The 19,018-nt window shown below is 73.7% G+C and carries 18 protein-coding genes; 1 reads left to right on the top strand and 17 read right to left on the bottom strand.

Annotated features, from left to right (window positions below):
• Position 1: 1 nt before the first annotated feature.
• The 15 genes from ACZ6D7_RS27230 to ACZ6D7_RS27160 form a co-directional block, all read right to left on the bottom strand.
• A complete protein-coding gene (locus ACZ6D7_RS27230; RefSeq protein ID WP_469495904.1) occupies positions 2-463 on the bottom strand; it encodes a GPW/gp25 family protein in 462 nt (153 codons plus the stop codon).
• Between the two features lie 19 nt (positions 464-482).
• Positions 483-1,190 (bottom strand): phage baseplate assembly protein V, encoded by a 708-nt coding sequence (locus tag ACZ6D7_RS27225; protein WP_469495901.1) that lies wholly within the window; start codon positions 1,188-1,190, stop codon positions 483-485.
• Entirely contained in the window at positions 1,187-2,323 is a 1,137-nt protein-coding gene (locus ACZ6D7_RS27220) for a contractile injection system protein, VgrG/Pvc8 family (RefSeq protein ID WP_469495898.1), read from the bottom strand. Before ACZ6D7_RS27220 ends, ACZ6D7_RS27225 begins: the two co-directional genes overlap by 4 nt.
• Positions 2,320-2,622: a hypothetical protein gene (locus ACZ6D7_RS27215; protein ID WP_469495894.1), complete on the bottom strand. Its 303-nt coding sequence runs from the start codon at positions 2,620-2,622 to the stop codon at positions 2,320-2,322. Before ACZ6D7_RS27215 ends, ACZ6D7_RS27220 begins: the two co-directional genes overlap by 4 nt.
• Before the next feature lie 66 nt (positions 2,623-2,688).
• The gene (locus tag ACZ6D7_RS27210) at positions 2,689-3,354 is read right to left on the bottom strand and encodes a hypothetical protein (protein WP_469495891.1); all 666 of its coding nucleotides are present in this window, start codon (positions 3,352-3,354) and stop codon (positions 2,689-2,691) included.
• Between the two features lie 46 nt (positions 3,355-3,400).
• Positions 3,401-6,622: an eCIS core domain-containing protein gene (locus tag ACZ6D7_RS27205; protein ID WP_469495888.1), complete on the bottom strand. Its 3,222-nt coding sequence runs from the start codon at positions 6,620-6,622 to the stop codon at positions 3,401-3,403.
• Between the two features lie 65 nt (positions 6,623-6,687).
• On the bottom strand, positions 6,688-6,945 hold the full coding sequence (locus ACZ6D7_RS27200; RefSeq protein WP_469495885.1) for a hypothetical protein: 258 nt from the start codon (positions 6,943-6,945) through the stop codon (positions 6,688-6,690).
• Entirely contained in the window at positions 6,938-8,932 is a 1,995-nt protein-coding gene (locus ACZ6D7_RS27195) for an AAA family ATPase (protein ID WP_469495883.1), read from the bottom strand. The genes ACZ6D7_RS27200 and ACZ6D7_RS27195 overlap by 8 nt, the downstream gene beginning before the upstream one ends.
• The gene (locus ACZ6D7_RS27190) at positions 8,929-9,645 is read right to left on the bottom strand and encodes a Pvc16 family protein (RefSeq protein ID WP_469495880.1); all 717 of its coding nucleotides are present in this window, start codon (positions 9,643-9,645) and stop codon (positions 8,929-8,931) included. Before ACZ6D7_RS27190 ends, ACZ6D7_RS27195 begins: the two co-directional genes overlap by 4 nt.
• A 13-nt stretch (positions 9,646-9,658) precedes the next feature.
• Complete coding sequence (locus ACZ6D7_RS27185; protein ID WP_469495877.1) at positions 9,659-10,678, bottom strand: hypothetical protein; 1,020 nt, start codon at positions 10,676-10,678, stop codon at positions 9,659-9,661.
• Entirely contained in the window at positions 10,675-11,604 is a 930-nt protein-coding gene (locus tag ACZ6D7_RS27180) for a T4 family baseplate hub assembly chaperone (protein ID WP_469495874.1), read from the bottom strand. The genes ACZ6D7_RS27185 and ACZ6D7_RS27180 overlap by 4 nt, the downstream gene beginning before the upstream one ends.
• Positions 11,601-12,110, bottom strand: coding sequence for a phage tail protein (locus ACZ6D7_RS27175; RefSeq protein ID WP_469495871.1), 510 nt, complete (start codon positions 12,108-12,110; stop codon positions 11,601-11,603). Before ACZ6D7_RS27175 ends, ACZ6D7_RS27180 begins: the two co-directional genes overlap by 4 nt.
• 4 nt (positions 12,111-12,114) lie before the next feature.
• A complete protein-coding gene (locus ACZ6D7_RS27170) occupies positions 12,115-14,187 on the bottom strand; it encodes a phage tail sheath family protein (RefSeq protein ID WP_469495869.1) in 2,073 nt (690 codons plus the stop codon).
• Positions 14,188-14,584: 397 nt separating this feature from the next.
• Positions 14,585-15,304, bottom strand: coding sequence for a DinB family protein (locus tag ACZ6D7_RS27165; RefSeq protein WP_469495866.1), 720 nt, complete (start codon positions 15,302-15,304; stop codon positions 14,585-14,587).
• A 150-nt stretch (positions 15,305-15,454) separates the two neighbouring features.
• Positions 15,455-16,051, bottom strand: a complete 597-nt coding sequence (locus ACZ6D7_RS27160; protein ID WP_469495862.1) for an NADPH-dependent FMN reductase — start codon at positions 16,049-16,051, stop codon at positions 15,455-15,457.
• Positions 16,052-16,163: 112 nt separating this feature from the next.
• Here ACZ6D7_RS27160 and ACZ6D7_RS27155 point away from each other — a divergent pair, with 112 nt between their 5' ends.
• On the top strand, positions 16,164-17,000 hold the full coding sequence (locus ACZ6D7_RS27155; protein WP_469495859.1) for a helix-turn-helix domain-containing protein: 837 nt from the start codon (positions 16,164-16,166) through the stop codon (positions 16,998-17,000).
• A 128-nt stretch (positions 17,001-17,128) separates the two neighbouring features.
• On the opposite strand, the gene ACZ6D7_RS27150 is transcribed toward ACZ6D7_RS27155, so the two are convergent.
• Positions 17,129-18,094: a hypothetical protein gene (locus tag ACZ6D7_RS27150; protein WP_469495856.1), complete on the bottom strand. Its 966-nt coding sequence runs from the start codon at positions 18,092-18,094 to the stop codon at positions 17,129-17,131.
• A 224-nt stretch (positions 18,095-18,318) separates the two neighbouring features.
• Complete coding sequence (locus ACZ6D7_RS27145; RefSeq protein WP_469495854.1) at positions 18,319-19,005, bottom strand: TetR/AcrR family transcriptional regulator; 687 nt, start codon at positions 19,003-19,005, stop codon at positions 18,319-18,321.
• Between the last annotated feature and the right edge of the window lie 13 nt (positions 19,006-19,018).

Here is a 19,018-nt window from a genome sequence, read left to right as displayed (position 1 = left end):
GTCAGCTCCCCCCGCCGGGCCGCCGCAGTACGGCGGTGCGCTCCTGCCCGGTGTCCAGCCGGAGGTAGGACACCGTGACGCCGACCGTCGAGGCGTCCACCGCGACGGACACCTCCCGCAGCACGATCCGGCCGGACAGCCAGCGTTCGAGCGCGGCCTGCACCAGCACCCGGGTCGCGGTGGCGAGCACGTCGTAGGCGGGCTGGAAGACCAGCCCGTGCAGCGGGCTGCCGAAGTCGGGCCGGTTGGCGCGCTCGCCGGGCACCGTGAACAGCACCGCCCGCACCAGATCCAGCACCTCCTGCTCGGGCGAGGCGGCCAGGGTCCGCCCGGCGGGCCCCATGCGCAGCGGCAGCGCCGGCTGTCGGGGCGGCACGGCGGCGGGCACGGACACGGCGGTGCCGGCGGGCAGCACGGCCGCGCCCCACCCCGGCCCGCGGAACGGCGAGTCCCGGTCGTCCATCGGCTTCCCCCTCTCCCGCTCAGGCGACGGTGGCGACCGTGGACAGCAGGGCCGGAGGCGGCGTCGGCGCCGGGGCCGCGGGCGGCGCCGGGGTGACCGGGCCCCCGGTGGCGGCCGCCTGGCCGGGGTGCAGGTGGGTGCTGAACGCCTGTGCCAGCGTGTTCAGGTACTGCCGGAGGTCCTCGCCGCGCACCGCCGCCTGTCCGTCCTTGCCCAGGGCGATCCGCCCGGCCTCGATGGTGACCTCGCCCGCCGAGACGATCCGCACCGCCTTGTCCTGGGGGTGCACCACGATCAGGTTCGCCCCGTCCGCGTCCCCGATCGTCACCGACTCCGCCTCGTCGTCCAGGCACACCGTCAGCCCCGACGAGGTACGCCACACCGTGCGCCCCGGACCGGCCTCCGCGTCCCCGGGGCCGGTCGGAGCCTGGTCGTGACCCCACCACGTACCCGTCCACACCGGGCGGCACGGGTCGCCCGCCTCGAACTCGACCCACACCCCGGCACCCCGGGGCGGCAGCTGGAACAGACCCACCCCCGGCCCGGCACACGGCACACAGGGCAGAGCCCAGCCGGTCGGCTGCTCGCCCAGCACCTCGGGCACCCTGGCCCGCAGACGACCTCGGCCATCGGGGTCGGCCACGTCCTCCACCACCCCTCGGTACTTGCCGTAGAAGCGGTCGGCCTGCTGCTCCAGCAGGGCGGACAGCATGCTCTCCAGACTCACAGCAGCCCCCTCGGTCCCGTGCCGATCACACCGGTCGCGGCGCCCAGGGCGTTGCGGCGCGCGGTGAAGCGTTGGCCGAAGCCGCCCCGGGCCAGCGACATCCGCACCCGCACCAGCAGGTAGACGCCGCTGTAGAGCCGGCCGGCGCCGTGCAGCGCCACCGTCTCGCCCGGCCGCAGCAGCCCCACGTCGGCGCCGGTGCCGCCCTCCACCGTCACCGCCATCGCCGAACGGTCGGCCGCCGCACGCGCGGCCGCCGAGAGTTCGGACGGCGCGAAGGCGCCGGTGCCGGCCGGCAGGACTGCGGCCCGCCCGCCGTCCAGCCGCGCGGTCAGCCGCTCCAGCACCGGCTCGGCACCCATCGCGGGCAGCGAGGAGCGGTCGGCGCTCGCGCCGCGCACCGCGACCTCGGCGGCGTCCACCGACGCCAGCGCCGCCTCGGTCGGCCGCACCATGTCGTAGTGGGCGGTCAGGTCACGGACGTTGGTGCGCTCCCCGGAGGCGACGTACAGCTCGGCCCGGGGCCCGGCGGCGGTGTCCGGCGGGCGGAAGACGCCGACGTCGCGGCCGGTGTCCGGGTCGGTGCGGATCCAGCACCAGTAGCCGTTGCGGCGCGCCAGGCGGCGCAGGAAGCGCAGATCGGTGCCGCGCTGGAGGACCGTGCCCTCGGGGTCCACCAGGGCGGGCGCGGGGGTCGCGGCGGTGTCGGCGGCCAGTCCGTACGAGCCGAACACCGCCGCGGCGATGCGGTCGTCGGACTGGTTGGGCCACGCCCGCACCCGCTCGGTGAGATTCATGAGGCCCGCCGCATCCGTCCCGGAGACCTCCAGCCAGGAGCCACCGCCCTCGCCCCACCCCGCGCGCTGACCGGTGACCCGCCCGTTGAGCACCGCCTCGGGGGCGCCGGGCCGTCCGATCCGGATGCCCACCCTCGCCAGCGGCCCGAACAGGTCGTCACGCAGCAGCGACCAGTCGCCCTGTTCCGCGTGCAGGGCCAGCCGCAGCGTGAAGGCCCCCGCCATCTCCGTGGACAGGTCCACGGTCAGGTCCTGGACCGCCTCCGCCAGCCCCTCCGGCGCGGGACGGCCGTCCAGACCGAGCGTGAGCACCGTCGCCTCCGGCGCCGCGCTCACGCCGCGCCGCCGGGCGGGAGCCGCAGGAGCGTGCCGGGGACGGCGGTGGCCTCCTCGGGGTGCACCACCGCGTTGAGATCGCAGATCCGCCAGTACTGCTCCGGGTCGCCCAGCAGCTCGGCGGCCAGCCGGTCCAGCCGGTCGTCCGTGCCGACCGCGTAGTGCAGCCCCGTCGGGACGCCCGCCGCGTCCGGCGCCCGGGGGACGATGCGCAGCCGCACATAGGTGCGGGGCCGGCCCGCCGCGTCGAGGTGCACGGCGAGCGGCAGTCCGGCGTACCGGCTGGACGGGTCGAACACGGGTCCTCCTGAAGGCGTTGTCGGTGGGGGTGGGGGCGGGGGGCTGTGCCGGGATCGGGTCACGGGTCACAGCATGCGGAGACCCCCCAACCCCTCGGCGCCCGCACGGACACCGGCGGCGGTGGCGAGGGCGTCCAGGGAGGTGCGACGGGCCGTGAGCAGCTTGGCCAGCCAGGGCCGGCCGGCGGGCAGCTCGGACTCGCGCAGCACGCCCAGCGTGAGGTCCGCCTTGGCCAGCACCGGGTTGAGCCGTGCGTCGAAGTGCTGCTCGGTGATCACCAGCGCCCCGATCGCGACCGGCAGGACCCGGGCGCCCCACACGAACAGCACCGTGGGCAGCTGGTGCAGCATCACCTTCTCGTCGCCGGGGGGAACCGGCAGACCGAGACGGTCCAGCGCCTTGCCGAGGAGGGTGCCGCGGCCGGACGGGTGCAGGAGCGTCTCCAGCTGCGCCAGCGCCGGCTGGAGCCCCAGCTCGCGGGCGAGCGGATCCTGCATGGAGGGCTGGTCGCGGGAGTCCAGTTCCAGGGTGAGCTTGATCTGCTCGTCGGGCGGTCCGGAGGTGGTGGTGTGCCTGTCCTTGGACCCCGCGGCACCCGTGGGCCGGCCGCCGTTGTCGGGCAGCGAGAGCGTACGGGACAGCGACTCGCTGTTGAACTGGAACACGATCACCGCGGTGGGGATCGGCCTCGGATCGGCGAAGACCACGAAACCGCCACGGGAGACGGTCATGAGCGGCACTCCCTTCGTCGTCGGCGGCAATCGGACACGGGCGGCATCAGCGACTCCCGCCCGCCGCCGCGACCAGCGCGGGCAGCAGCCGGCCCAGGTCGATCTCCGGTGCGGTGACCCGCAGCCGGGACAGCTCGGGGAACCGGAACGGCTCGTCGGAGGCGTAGCGCAGGGGCATGGTCACGGCCAGCCGCAGCCCGCTGCCGTAGCGCCAGGCGCCCAGGTGCCACACCCATGAATGGGTCCACAGTCCGCGCAGCGCCTCGGCGGTGACGTCCGCGTCGATGCCCAGTTCCAGGAACGGCTCGGCCGCCAGTGTGACCTCGGCCGTCGCCTCGAACCGCCCGCGCCGGTAGCGCAGTCGGAACGGCGCCGACAGACCGCCGGTGATCCCGGCCTTCCCGGTGACCGTCAGCCCGCCGGTGGCGGAGGCGGCCACCACCGAAAGACCGACGGCCCCGCGCACCGAGACCAGCAGCGCCGCCGAGGCCGGTACGTCCAGGGTGGCGTCGGCCGCCAGGGCGAAGTCGCCCTCCTCCGCGAGCGGATTGAACCCGGCCTCGGCCGTGGCCCCCAGCAGCGCCGCCGGCCCCAGCGACAACGCGTACCCGGAGCCGAACGAGATCCTGGCGATCAGACCACCGCTGACCGCGCCCAGGGAGAAGCCCAGGATCGGGACGTCCAGGTTCAGCGGCGGGAAGTGGTGCTCGGCGCCGAGCTTGCGGAACAGCTCGATCCTGGGCGGGAGTTCGAGCCGTCCGGACACCCGCAGCGGCCCGTCCTTGGGCTTGTCCACTCCGAGGACGGCGGTCAGCGTGTCGGTGAGCCGCACACTGACCCGGCCCTTGCCGTACAGCCGGCCGTCCGGATCCAGGGCGACCTCGACGGATCCGCCCAGGCGGCCCCGGTCCAGCCGGACCGAGCCGCTGCCGGACACCTTCTCGTCCGCGTAGCGCACGGTCAGCGTGCCGGCGAAGCCGCCCAGGGAGATTCCCGTGGTACCGGTCACCGTGAGTGCCGCGCCGCCGTACTCGGCGTGCACGGTGACCGGATCCAGGCCGGGTACGGTCAACTGCCCGTCGCCGCTGAAGAGATAGCCGCGCGAACCGCCGGCGCGCACGTCCAGCCGCGCCTTTCCGTTGCCCGGCAACGCCAACTCCAGCGAGCCGGTCGGGTGCACGCCCCGCGCGTCGAATCCCACGGTCAGCCGCCCGGTGGGCCGCCCGGGGAGCCGGGCCAGCGCGGCGCTCTCCACCTCGACCAGACCGGTGAGGCCGGTCGCGGGTGTGTAGTGCAGGCTGCCCTCGGCCTTGTCCAGGCCCGGCAGATGGGCGCGCAGCACCCCGTCGGCCCGGAAGCCGGAGGCGTCGGCGGATGCGGTGAGCCTGCCGGACGCCATGCTGCCGACGGTGAAGGCGAGTTCGCCGCCGGCGGCGAACTCGGGGGTGAGCGCGATCTTCAGCTCGCAGACCGTGCAGGTGAAGCCGGGGACCCCGGGCACCTTGACCTTCTCCGGAGGCAGGGCGAAGACGGCGTCCAGGGCCCCGTCCCGCAGCGTGACCCTGACGTCGGCGCGGCTGAGCAGCGGGAGACTGGGCGTGAGGGTGCCGGTGCCCACCAGGCCGCCTTGGCCGGCGTCGGGCAGCTCGAAGTCCAGGGTGCCTTTGCTGAGCAGCGGATAGTGGAAGGGCAGGCTCGTGCCCTGGCCGGGTACCAGCTTCAGCCGCCGGGGCGCGGCCTCCCCCTGCGTCGGGTTCGTCTGCGGCTCGGTGAACAGCAGGATCTTGGTGCCCTTGGGCAGGTCGATGGGTGTGCGGCTCTTCTGGCTGCCGGCTCCCTTGCGCTTGGCGTCGATGTCGATCTCGGCGGTGACCTTGTGGTCCTTGTCCCCGGTCGTGTCGACCTTCTGGAGCACCATGCCGGCCACAGCCTCCGCGCCGGGCTGCCCCTGTACGTCGTTCACGCCGTTGCGCTGGGTGAGCATGAGCACGGCGCAGGTCGTGCCCGCGATGATGCGGTAGGGGATGCCTTCGACGGCCGGCGCGTCCACCACCGGGTGCTGAAGCGCGCGGGCCTCGATGTCATAGGGGTGCTTCGCCTCGGCGAACGCCGTCTCGGGTGTGCCGACCTGGGCCTTCTCCAGGTGGGATGCGACCTTGCCACGCCTGGTCTCGTCCGCCCTGGGCGCGCTGGTCTCCGCGGCCGGTGTGCCCTTGGCCTGCTCGGCGGCGGCGAAGTGCAGGACGACCGTGGACAGTTTCGGGTGCGCGTCGTGGATCCGGGCGGCCAGCCGGGAGAGAGTCGTCCAGATCTCCCTGCCCGACGTGGTGTTGTCGTGCTCGCCCAGCGGGCTGAGGTTCTCCGGGACGTTGGTGCCCTGGAGTTGCAGCTCGACGACGTGGTCCATGTGCACGGATTCTCCGCCGAGCTTGGGCGCCGCCGTGCGGAAGTCCACGCCGACGTCGCCGCCGTAGAACAGCCACAGGGCGGCGGCCTTCTCGGCGGGCCACTTCATCTTCTGCAACCACCGCGCACGCAGCTCGGGGGAGGTGCTGCGTCCCTGCCGCAGGGCGATCGAAGCCTGCTTGCCGACGAAGCCGACCTCGGTGCGCAGCCCTCCGGCCTTGGCCACTTCGGCGTACTGCTTCCCGGCCGGTCCCTTGGCGGCGGGAACCTCGAAACTCTTGAACCGGAAGACTCCGGTGGGCTCGCCGTCAGGCGCGGACGTCTCGGTGACGTCTGGCAGGCTTTCGTCGCCGACCTGGATCGCCGATCCGGCCGCGCCGTTCGTCGCGCGGGCCACGCCCACCGGCGCCGCCCCGATGCCCAGCCCGACCGCCGCCGTGCCGACCCGGTCCGGACCCGCGAGGGCGGCCAGGGCGGCGGCGTCCGCCTGCTCCTCCCAGCCCGGGGCGGCGAAACCGGCGGCGGCGGGTGCCTCGGCGAGACCCTGCTGCAAGGTGTGGGCGACCTCGTGGGCGAGCAGGGCCAGCCCGTCGCGCTCGCCCGGGCGGTAGGCGTCCGCCCCCATCACGATGTGCCGCCCCACCGCGACCGCCCGGGCTCCCACGCTCGAGGCGGCACGGGCGGCCTCGCCGTCGGTGTGCAGTCGTACGGCGCCCAGGTCGTGCCCGAACCGGCGCTCCAGCGTCGCGCGGGGCGCCGCGTCCAGCGGCCGGCCGTGCGCGGCGATGCTCCGCAGCAGCTGCGGGGTCAGTGCCGAACTGCCCTGCTCCGGTGGGGCGGAGGGGGCGGGGGGTGGCGGCACGGCCGGGCGGGGCGGACGCACGGACGCGGGCCGAGGCACCGGGACGGGGCCTGCGGGGCCCGCGCTCAAGGGGTCCCACCCAGCGAGGCGTAGAGCACCCGGGCCAGTTCCACGGCCAGCGCCGACGGTTCGGCGAGGCGGTCGGCGAGGGCGGCGTCCAGCCGCAGCACGGGTACGTCCGCCCCGGCCGTGGGCAGCCCGCGCTCGGCCACCAGGCGCTGGAGCTCCATCGCCAGCAGGTCGGCCAGCGCGGCCCGGTCGGTGCGCCCGGCGGGCAGCAGCAACTCCTCCACGACGATGTCCAGTTCGGCCCGGTCAGTCATCGGTGCCCTCCCCGTGTCCCCTCGGGTCGCTCCAGCCGCGTACCTCGGACTCCGGCACCGGCCGTCCCTGTTTGGCGAACTCCGCCCGCACGGCCTCCAGCACGCGTGTCATGGTCACCGGGCCGCCCGCGCCGGCCGCCAGCGCCGCGGCTCCCTGGGCGATGCTGCGGATGCCTCCGCCGGAGACCGACAGCCGTCCCAGCAGTGCCGTGTCCAGCCCGGCCACCGGGACGGGCGGCGGGAAGACCCGCTCCCAGATCGCCCGGCGGGCGGCCGGGGCGGGGAAGGGGAAGGTCACCGCGTAGCTGATCCGGCGCAGGAAGGCGTCGTCGATGTGCTCCGGCAGGTTGGTGGTGAGGACCGCGAGGCCCTGGTACTCCTCCAGTCGCTGGAGCAGGTAGGACACCTCGATGTTGGCGTAGCGGTCGCGTGCCTCGCGGATCTCGCCGCGCCGTCCGAACAGCGCGTCCGCCTCGTCGAAGAGCAGCATCGCGTGCGCCCGCTGGGCCGCGGTGAACACCCTGTCCAGCGCCCGCTCGGTATCGCCGAGGTACTTGGAGACCGTACGGGAGAGGTCCACCCGGAACAGGTCCAGGCCCAGCTCGGCGGCCAGTACCTCGGCGGCCAGGGTCTTGCCGGTGCCGCTGGGGCCCGACAACAGCACGGTCACCGCGCTGCCGCGCCCGGCGGGCCCCGACATCCGCCACTCGCCGCGCAGCAGCTCCTGGTGCCGGGCGTGGGTCACCGCCTGCCGCAGCACCGCCAGCGCCTGTTCGGGCAGCACCAGGTCCTGCCAGCGCGCGGCCGGCGTGCCGCACCGCACCGCGCCGTCGGTCCGCGAGCCGCCGGCCTGCCCGCGGGCCGCGTCCAGCAGGCGGCGGGCGAAGTCGGGGGCGCGCCCGTCGCCCCCCTCCGGCAGCGCGGCGGCCACGGCGGCACGTACGGCCGGCCCGGAGAGCTCGAACGCGTCGGCGAGGTCGGTGGCGAGGTCGGAGCCGAGACCGGGGCAGGGGGTGGGATTGGTGGCGAGGCCGGGGGCGGGCGGCTCGAAGGCGTCGGTGGTGGCGGACGCGGACCGCTCGGACCGTCGGCCGGCGCGCCGCAGGGCCGCTGCCCACAAGGACTGCCGCTCGCGCCTGCCGGGAGGGGCCACCGCCACGGTCACGCTCGGCCTGCGCACCGGCCAGGCCCCAAAGTCGCCGTCGAGCACCACGGGGCACGCGGTCTCCTCCGCCAGCAGCGCGGCGGGCGCCCGCGCGCCGGGCGGGGCCAGGCCGTCGGCCTCTATCAGCAGCCCGGCGCCGCACAGCACCGCCTCACGCTCGGCGGCCCGGCGCAACCGGGCCAGCGCCTCGAGGTCCGCCGGGAGCAGGTCGGCCGGCAGCAGCCACAGTCGCAGGCCCAGCCGTTCGGCCAGAACGCCCGCGGCCGCCCTGCGGCACACGGGGTCGGGGCCGGTCAGGCGCAGCACGGGGAGCTGCCCGTCCTCGGCCCGGTGTCCCGCCCAGACGGCGGCGGCCCACTCGGCGGCGCCACGGACTCCCTCGGTGCGGTCCTCCTCGGCCGGCGGCGCCAGCGGATCGGCCAGCGCGGTGAGTTCGGGCGCGCCGCCGCCGACGCCGAGGAGAGCCAGGACCACTCCGTCGGACAGGGACAGCCGGCCGGCGGTCAGCGGACCGCCCCGCTCGCGTTCCAGCAGCCGCCAGCGCAGCAGCGGGGCGGTCGGGGCGAGCGCGGTCCAGTGCGGTTCGGGCAGGCCGGCGAAGGCGGCGGCGACGGTCGGGCCGCCGGGCGGCAGCCCCGGGAGGTCCAGCTCCGCGGCCGCGGCCAGCAGCAGCAGATCGCGTTCGAAGGCGGTCAGGCCGAAGCCCGCCGTGGCACGCGCCAGCGTCTGGGCGTCCAGCAGTTCGGCGCACACGTCGGTGACCTTGCGCAGCCCGTCCGGACCCGCCCGCCGCCGCGCCGCGGCCTCCGGCGGGGCGCTCACGGCGCGTCCCCCCGGATCGGCCGCGCGCCGACCCGTACGCCGGCGTCGGGGTGGCCGCCGTCCCGGGGCAGAACCGGTGGCGCGGGTGCGGCGAGGACGCCGGGCGGCTGGGCCACCAGGACGGGTGATGCCTGGTAGCCGAGCGAGAGGCGATGCTCCTGCTGCGGGAACAGGCCCCAGATCTGGGCGAGTTCCGCCAACGGCAGTGGCTCCAGCACGAGGTCCACGGGCACCTCGCCGAGCGGCACCCGCCCGTCCGGGACCGGTGCGGGCGGTGCCTGGGGAGCCCCTCCCGCGGTGCGCAGCGCCATGAGGGCGGCGCGCAGCGCCGGGACGCCGAGCGTGGCCCGCTTCTTGAGGTGGGCGGCGGCCAGCCCGGCCAGTTCCTGGGCCCGGTGGTGATCGCCGCCGAAGACCAGCAGGTAGTGGAGCGTCAGCGCCTCCACGGCGGGCGGCCGGTGTCCGGGGGAGTCCCCGTACGGCAGATCGTCGTTGCCACGCCACGGACACGGGTCGACCCGGTACAGATAGATCGACACGAGTGCCTTGTCGGTCCGGTCGGGCGGCCCGACCGCGACCTTCACCGCGCCCGCCTCCGTGGTCAGCAACGGCCCGCCGTCCTCGGGAGGCACATGGGCGGCCGCGCTGACGGCCTCGGACAGGGCGGTCAGCAGCGCCTGGCTGACCACGGCGATGGTCAGGGTCGGGCTCATCCTCGGCCGCCGTTCACACGTATCCCGTACGGTCCAGCCCGAGCCGCGCGAGCACGGCGGCGTCGGTCGCGGGCGAGGGCGGGGGCGCCGGGCTTGCCGGGGGAACGGGAGCGGGCGGCGGCGCGGGGACGGCGAGTTCGATGCGGCCGATCCGCACCTGGACGCGGGGCCCGGTCCCGGCGGCGGCGGCTCGCTCAGGAGGGGCGGGCGGCAGCGGCATGGGCGCCTGCGGCAGCACCGATGTCCTGGGCTGCCGCACGGGCGGCGGCGAGGGCTCGGGCGGGTTCGGACGGTGCGGCCCGGGGGTGGGGGTCGCCGGCGGCGGCACGGTGGGCGAGACCGCGCCTTGGCCGGCCGACGGCGAAGGGGGCACGATGCCTCGGCCGGCCGACGGCGGGGGTGGCGGAGCGCCCGGGGGACGGGCCGCCGGTGGCGCCGCGATCGACGGGCCGGCGGCAGCTGCCCGTGCCCCGACCCGCGTGGCCGACGGGGAGTTCACGGGCGGGGCGGACGACTCGGCCCGCACCTCACCGACAGCGGCGGGCGATGACACAACCCCTGCCGCGTGGGGCGCGGCCGGCCGCTCGCCTCCGGAGCGCACGGGCCCGTCCGCGCCGCGCGGACGCACGGCGCCGGATCCCGTGGACAGCGGGAGCCGGGCCGTGTCACCGGCCTCGACACCCTCACGTATCGGACCCGCCGTCGCGGCGGCCGCGACCGTCGGAGTCTCGCCCCCGCCGCCCGTCCCGCCGCCCGTCCCGCCGCCCGTCCTGCCGTCCGCTCTGCCGCCGGGCAGGCCGTGCGCTCCGGGCAGGGCGGTGGGTGTGACGGGCAGGGCCACCTGCTCATCCGCCGAGAGGTCGTCGGCAGGTTGCGGGCCGTTTCTGAACGGCACGGTCACGGTCACCGGCAGGCTGTCCGAGGTCGTGGACGGCCTTGCGGCCACCGTCCCCTCCCCTGCGGCCAGCCCGGCCGAGCGTCGGCCGAGCCTGCGCAGATAGGCCCCCGCCACGGGGGTGGACCCGCCGGTCACGCTTCCTCGCCCAGCCGGTCGGCGAGGAACGCCACGTACCCGCGCCTGCGCCGCATGGGCAGATCGAGGATGCTGCGCTCCGACCAGTGGTAGCGGGAGGCGAGCAGATGGACCCCCAGGTCGAGCTCGCCCCGGCGCATCTCGACCTCTCGGCGCAGCAGGTCCGCCGCGTCCACGGCGAGTTCGAGCCGTCGGCCACAGGCCGGGCAGCTGGTGTCCAGTAGCACCTCGGCCTGCGGGTCGAGGCCCGGCAACCGCTCGGCGATGCGCTCCAGGACCTCGGCGTCCGGTTCGCCGTCCACGATCCGGCGCAGCAGTTCCACCCCCGCCGCCTGCGGGTCGGCGAGCGCGGTGCGGGCCACCGCCTCCTGGTCGGCTCCGGTCGGCAGCCGGAAGGCATGTCCGCCCTCCGTCGGCGTGGCGCCGTCGGACTCGACAGGGGACACCAGCAGATCGCCCGTCTTGAGTTCGACCTCCAGCTCTTCCTCGCACGGGGCGGAGCACCGGGCGCCGACCAGCAGGTCCTCGCCGACGCTGATCCGGCGCAGATGGAGCAGGAGCGCCTCCCGGTCGCCCACGCTCAGCGCCCGCACCGCCTCCTCACCGACGCCGGCGAGGCGGGACGTACCTGGGGAAGGCGCTCCCGGGTCACCTGGGGAAGACGCCCCCGGGTCACCTGCTGGAGGTGCCCCCGGGCCGTCCAATTCCAGTACGCAGCGTGCGAGCACCGCGGTCGCGAACGCGGCACCGCGCGGCGGGGAACCCATCTCGGCCAGCGCCAGCTCGTCGCGGCCGCAGATCGGACGCAGCAGAGCGTGCCGGGGACCGCCCCGCCCCGCGGCGACGGACGAGGTGGCGGACGAGGTGGCGGGCGAGGTGGCGGGCGAGGTGCCGGGCAGAGGCACCCGTACGGCGTGCTCCTTCATGTCCCCGCCTGGGGGTCGGTCACGTTCTCGTCCCGCACCCAGCGCCCGTACTCGATCTTGATGTGTTCGATGGCCACCGCGTTGCCCATCCCGTCCAGCTCGGGCAGCGCCTGGTACTCGCTCACCCAGGCGTTGAGCAGGTGGTAGCGCAGCGCCAGATGTCCGGTGACGGTGTACAGCTCGATCGTGACGTCGCGATAGACGAGCTTGGCGTCCTCGCCCTCCAGCGGCCGGGCCGCCGAGTTCCACACCTGGTTGGCCCATTCCTCGAACTCGAAGCTGTGGGTCAGCCCGCGCTCCAGGGTGACCGGCTCGAACTTGGAACGGGTGGGCACCCGGGGGACCCCGGACGCGTCCCCGCCCGCGCGGTGTTCGACGAACTCGGTGGTGCGTTTCAGCGCGCTCACCTTGCTCACTCCGGCCACCACCGTGTCGCCGAACTTCACGCGGAACTTGAACGTCCGGTATGGGTCGCGCCGTTGTGCGTTCGCGCTCACCGTGGCCATGTGCTCAGGCCTCCCCGTCCGACACCATCTGGCGGATGGACACCACCACGAACTCCGCCGGCCGCAGCGGCGCGAAGCCGACCTCGATGTGCACCGCGCCCCTGTCCGGGTCGGGAGTCGTGTTCGCGTCGCAGCGCACGTAGTAGGCCTGCTGGGGGGTGCCGCCCGCGAACGCCCCCTGCCGGAACAGCGCGTGCATGAAGCCGCCGACGGCCAGCCGTAACTGCGCCCACAGCGGTTCCGCGTTGGACTGGAACACCGCCCAGCCCAGGCTGCGTTCCAGGGTGTCCTGGATGTACAGCGCGGTGCGCCGCACCTGGAGGTACTTCCACTCCGAACTCTGCGCGTCCGCGCCGTACAGGGTGCGCGCGCCCCAGACGACGTTGCCGTACAGCTCGAAGCCGCGCAGGCAGTTGATGCCCAGGGGGTTGAGTACGCCGCTGGAGGCTTCGGTGAGGTGGTTCTCGAACCGGACGATGCCGCGCAGGACGGCCTCCGTGCCCGCGGGCGCCTGCCAGACTCCCGGCCCGGCGTCCGTGCGGGCGCAGAGCCCGGCGACGGCGCCGCTGGGGCCCACCGAGCGCTCCCGGTAGTCGTCGGTGGGGTCGGCGACGATCAGGCGCGGGTAGTACAGCGCGGCGTCGGGGCTGCGCAGCCCCCCGGTCCGAGCGACCCACTGCTGCACGTCGGCGACCGTGGCCGCCGACTCGGGCGGGTCGACCAGCAGCACGGCGTGCCGCGCCTGGCAGAAGCGAAGGGCCTCGGCCAGGGTGCTCGGGAGCTGCATCGGGGGGAAGTCGGGGTGGGAGATCCTCGGCAGGCACAGCAGGCCGATCGGGCCCGCCACGCCGAGCAGGGACTTCAGCCCGGTGGGCGGGTCGCCGTCGTGTCCGATGAGGTCGGCCCCCTCCGGAACGGCCCCGTCCGCGCCGGCCTGCGTGTCCGCGCGCCCACGCTCGGGATTGCCGGCGGCCAGGCCGAACCAGAACGTTCCCGACGAGGTTTCCGGGGATGGGGGTGGGGGTGGGGGTGGGGTTTCCGGGGCTGCGGGAGATGCCTCGGGGGGTGTGGGAGGGGTTTCGGGGGGTGTAGGAGGAGTCTCGGGGGACGAGGGAGAGGGCTCGTGGTCTTCTTCGGCCGTGGTCTCGGCCTTCAGACCCAACGCCGCGCACACTGCTGTGCCGCCCGAGTCGTCGTCGAACTCCCACCACAGGTCGCCCGGGGAGTCACCGGGCCCCGGTATCACTTGCAGCCGTTCGTCCTTGACCACACGGACGCGTGCTCCGCTCAGTGCGGGGTGGGCCAAGGGTTTGCCGTTCTCCGTTTGCTCAGCCATCCGCAGGGCGCTCTGCAGCCGTTGCGCGGCGTGCTGGATGTCGGGGATCCCGGTGGTGCCGAGGTCGGCCCGCCATGTGCCGATCTGCTGCTCCCCCTCGTCCTCGTCCCCGTTGCTGGAGAGCTTCACGGCGATCCTGAAGGATTTCCCGGTGGCGGCGGGGACGGCTTTGAAGGTGCCGTTCTCCTGCGGGCACACCAGTCCCAGGGTGCCGGAGGCCGGCGGCAGCGGTTCGTCGGTGTCCTTGGCGGTCAGGGTGGCCCTGGCCAACTCGCTGGCCCGGTCCAGCACCTCCGACGCCCGGCGGGCTTTCGGCCCCCGGCCCAGCCCGGTGTGCCGCTCCTGGCGGACCGGGGCGAGGCGTCCGTCGCGCTGTGCCCACTCGGTCAGCACCAGGTCGTAGGTGTCTGTGTCGGTGTACTCGACGACGGCCGCGACCCAGTTGCCCCACGCCCCGGGGGAACGGGCCGTCAGCGCGAGACCATCGGTGCCGGTGCCGGTGCCGGTGTCGGTCTCGGCTTCGGTCGCCATCTCGGGTGCGGCCGCGTTCGCGGTCGCGCGGGTCAGGGTGACCCGTGCGGCGACCGCGGTGCCGGCCTTGGCGACGCGGACCACCCGGGCCCGCGAGCCGCCGTTCCGGAAGAAGAGATCCAGCGCGTAGCCAGCCTCACTGCCGCGGTCCAGCCCGCCGAAGATCCGCTCCACGTCCGCCCAGTCGGACACCAGAACGGGTGTGTCCATCGGACCTCGGCTGAAGCAGTCCACAAAGGCGGTCACCGCCGTCGGCGCCCCGGAGATGGTCCGGCTGCCGCTCGGGACCAGCTGCGTGTAGACACCGGGATGGGTAGGTGCAACAGGCATGGCGGACCCCCAACCGCGACATGACCGCGACATGACCGAGCTTCTCGAAATTCTCGTGAGAACCCGAGTTCCTCGAGGGTAGGGGCGCACCCCTATGTCCGTCTCGAAAAACCTGGAATAGGAATAACAGTTGCCCTGGTGACGCCTGGTGAATTGGGGAAAGCTGGGTGGGGACAGAATGGGGGTTCTTTTTTGTACGGGGACTTATTCCGGAGCGGAATGAGGCGAGTGTGACCGCCGCTTCGGAGGGAGTGGTGGCCCAGCGGCGTGCCCGGGCCTATCCGCCGGTGGTGAACTGGGCCCGCCACAGGTCGCGGAGCAGCGCGATCTCGGCCATGTGATGGATGAATTCGAGGTTGGCCCCCGACAGCACGCCGATGTACGGGTGGTCGGCGTCGTTGCTGTACGGGTACTGCGAGAAGCCGACCATGTCGAGCTGCTCCTCGGTGACGGCGGCGACGCTGTCGCGCCAGCGGTCGATCAGCGCCCAGAACCGCTCGAGTGCCACGGCGGCGGAGGGGCTGAAGTCGACCAGCAGCTTCGGCTCCTGCCGCCGTTCACCGAAGGTCCATTCCCATGCGCCCGCGAAGTGGAAGTGCAGATGCCCCAGCCGCCAGGCGATGGTCGTGAGCGGCGTCTGGTCGGGCTCCGGCTCACCGGTGTGGGCGAGGACCTGCTCGACCCGCTCGACGCTCACGCTCCAGTCGTCGGCGATCTTGGCGACGCTCATGCCGCCGGCGGCCTGCCGGGCGACCTCGGCGTACTCGCTGGCCGGGATCCGCGGTTCGCCCTGGTCGAGCACCCACGCGCCCGGCCCGAACGCCCGGGGCGTCGCCGCCTCGCCCCGGCGTCGGACGGACCAGCAACCGGGCACCGGCTCCCACAGGTACTCCTCGTCGGCGAGCCCCGTCAGCCGCACCTGGGCCATCTCCCTGGCCTGGTCGAACTGGTCGAGCAGTGAGCCCAATCGGTCCGTCCGCGCGCCCTCGGTCTCCATGCCCGGCTCCCTTCGGGATCGCGCGCCGTAACTCACGGCGCTCAGGCGGAAGTTAACGGCTGGGCCGACGGGGCGCGACTGATTTTCCCGGCCCGCGGCCGACCAGCGGATCGGTGGTCCCGGCAGGGACCTGCTCCATCGTCGTCGTCCTCATGCCGGGTAGGGAGTGGCCTCGCGCGCCGTCCGGAGCGCGCCCGCCCACCAGGCCAGTTGGTCGAGCAGGGTCTTGGCGTACCCGGCGGTTTCAGGGTCGAGCGGAGAACCGTCCTGCCACGCGGTGAAGTAGTTCGGGAAGGCCAGGCCGTCGCGGATGGTCACCGCGTGCAGCTCGTTCAGGACGTTCTCCAGATGCAGCACCGCGTGCCGCCCGCCGGCCGCACCGCCGTAGCTGACGAAGGCGACGGGCTTCGCCGTCCACTGGGTGAAGTGCCAGTCGATGGCCGCCTTCAACGAAGCGGGGTAGCTGTGGTTGTACTCCGGCGTGATCACGGTGAACGCGTCGGCCCGCTCCAGTGCCGACGTCAGTGCCGCCATCCCGGCCGGACGGGGGTAGTCGTCGCCGGCGAACTTCGGTGGTGCCGCGGGCAGTGAGAGGGGGATGTCGATCTCGGCCAGATCGACGACTTCCACATCGAAACCACCGTGAGCGTCGGCCTGTTCGGCGATCCACGAGGCCACGACCGGGCCGAAGCGTCCTTCCCGAACGCTTCCGACGATGATCACCAGCTTGTGCTTGTCGTTGTCCATGCGCACCACGATCGGGCCGCACCGCGGCAGCAGCCAGACCGTGCTGAGGCTGGCCCCCGCAGGGCCACCCTCAGCACCGCGCGATCACCGGGCGGCGCCATATCCTCGGGGCATGGGTACGCCGTTGGGGGATTTCATCCGGGCCAAGCGCGACAGCATCCAGCCGGAATCACTGGGGCTGCCGGATCGCGGCCGCCGCCGCTCACCGGGGCTACGGCGCTTGGATCTCGCCGCGCGGGCCGGCATCAGCGTCGAGTACCTGACCCGCATCGAGCAGGGCCGCGACCGCAATCCCTCGGTGGCGGTGGTGAACGCGCTCGCCGACGCTCTCAGCCTCGACCCCTCGGAACGCAACCACCTGCGCTACCTCACGAAGATCACCGGCGGCGAGTGCTCCGCTCATCTCCAGCCCGCACCACCGCGCCGACACGTGCGACCGTCCGTCCTGGACACTCTTCGCCTCCTTGAACCGGGCATCGCCATCGTGACCAACCGGCTGGGCGACATCCTCGCCTGGACCCGCGCCTACGAGTCGGTGACGAGCGGAACCGGACTGCTCGACGCCGACACGCCGAACCTCACCCGCTACGTCTTCACCGACTCCCGCGCCCGGACGCTCTTCGCCGACTGGGACGACGTCGCGGACGAGCAGGCCTTCGACCTGTGGCTCGGACCGTCCGTCGAGAACTCCGAATGGCTCACGGCGGAACTCGCGCCCCTGGCCGGCCCCGACTTCACACGACGCCTGAACCGTCACGTGGTTCCACGACGTGGAGTCCTCCGGCTCAACCACCCTTCCGGGTGCGAGCTTCAGTTGCACCGCGAGACGCTCGAACTCTCCTCGGACGCACAACAACTGGTCGTCTTCCTCCCCGCGGACGAGCGGACGGCCCAGGCCGTCGACCAACTCCGCCCCAGCCCCCACGGCCGGCTCCGGGCCATCTCGTAACAGACTCCGGGCGCATACGTCGTCACGCCCCAGCCGATGCTCGATCCGGCACCGCTGCTCCGCCACCGGCGGGAGACGCCGTACACTCATCGTTTCTGTCACTGGCTGTTGGATGGCCTCGGGCTCCGTCAGCCTGCCGGGTGTGGTGGTGCGGACGGCAATGAATCGCGGGACCAGCGGACGGGGCCGTCGGTGAGCCAGGAGCCGTCACCCAAGGGTTCCAGGTCGTAAGGGTGGGCCACCTCGACGATCATCTCGCCGCTGATCGTGCCCGTGCGCACGTCGATCAGGTGGTGACCGAACCGCTCCTCCCCGTCCTCGGTCTCACTGCCGAGGGCGACCACAGCCGTGTCCGGGGTCAGATAGCCGCCGCTCCATTCCACGAAGGTCTCCTCCGGGTCGTACCCGAAGGCATCGACGGGGAGAGTGAAGAGCACGTCGCCGCTGGGGTGGTGGTGGAAGGCGATGTCAGCCTGCCCGTGGTCGACGGTCATGAACTGCTCCCCGCCTGGAGCCAGGTCGATCAGGCAGCGGTCCGACCACGGGTACGTCACGAACTCCACCTCGCCGTCGGCCCCGGCCGTACCCCGGAGAATGACCGAGCCGTCCTGGCCCTCACCGATGTCGAGGTAGATGCTGCCGTCCACGGGGTGCACGTGGTGGCCGGCGCCGTGCCCGACCGTCTCCAGCTCCCGGCGGGCGAGGACCGCCCCGCTGTCGGCGTCGTACACGACCCACTGGTCTCCGCCCCCGCGTCCCGCCATCGCGTCCGGCCGGTAGATCCATACAGTCCGGCCGTCCAGGGACAGCGCACAGCCCGGCCGGTGGCCATGGCGCACGTCGGAGTGAGGCTCGAAAGCCGACGTCCACACCAGGTCACCGGCGCGCGTGAGGCAGACGACCCCGTTCAGCGTCGTATACACGACTCGCTCCAGATCGGGCCGCACCACCGACTCCACAACCTCGTCGCCGGCCCGCGGCTGGAACGCCGCGGCGGGCTCCAGCGTCCCGAAAGCGCCGGAGCCGATCACGTAGGCATGGATCCGCCCGTCGCGGTGACGGGTGATGACCTTCAGGGGTTGGGCAGGAATCATCAGCCGAGGCTAACGCCCGGCTCAGGCGCCCGACGGGTGGGGCTGGCGTGCACGATCCCGCCCATGATGACTGCATCCAACGGGACGGGGTGGACGGTGTCAGCTATCGCCCTCAAGTGACAACCAGCGCGATCTGGCAACTGACAGAAGCCTGCGCCGCGCTGACATCATCTACTCTGCGCACCACAGCCTCCCGGCGACGACCGACAGGTACAGGACGGCCCTCAGGTGCTCGCGGTCTCGTCAGGGTGGAGGGCGTCGAGGATGAGGGTGAGGCCGAAGACGAACTCGTCGGCGTAGTCGTAGCCGGGCTTGAGGAGGTGCTCGGTGGCCAGTTCGGTGAGGTGGGGGTAGGCGTCGGGGCTGGGCATGTCGCGCAGGATGGCCTCCGCGACCTCGTCCAGCTCCGCCCCGCCTCTGATCGGCAGGCTCAGTTCCTGGAGCACGAAGCCGTAGAGGTAGCTGTCGATCAGTGAGACGGCGTGCGCGGTCATCGGGACGGAGAACCCCGCGGCGCGCAGCGCTCCGAGGACGGCGTCGTGGTGGCGCAGGGTCGCGGGGCCGGGCCGGGAGCGGGAGTCCATCAGGCCGATGGCCCACGGGTGGCGGCGGAGGGCGGCCCGGGCGGAGTCCGCTCGGTGGCGCATGGCGGTCTTCCAGTCGATGTCGCGCGGCGGCAGGTCGATTTCGCCGAACACCGCGTCCACCATGCCGTCGAGGATGTCCTCCCGGCCCGCCACGTGGTGATAGAGCGACATCGCCTCGACTCCCAGCGGTGCGGCGATGGCCCGCATGGTGAGCGCGGCCGACCCCTTCTCGTCCGCCACCGCCACCGCCGTACGAATCACGCGCTCGCGACTGAGCGGGGTGCGCGCCGACGCCCCGCGCCGGCCCTTGCCCTCCTCGCGCATCCGCCTCTCCTTT

The organism is Streptomyces sp. NPDC041784 (assembly GCF_055591025.1).
The sequence above is the reverse complement of the archived record's forward strand: the minus strand, read 5'-3'. Positions and strand labels throughout refer to the sequence as shown.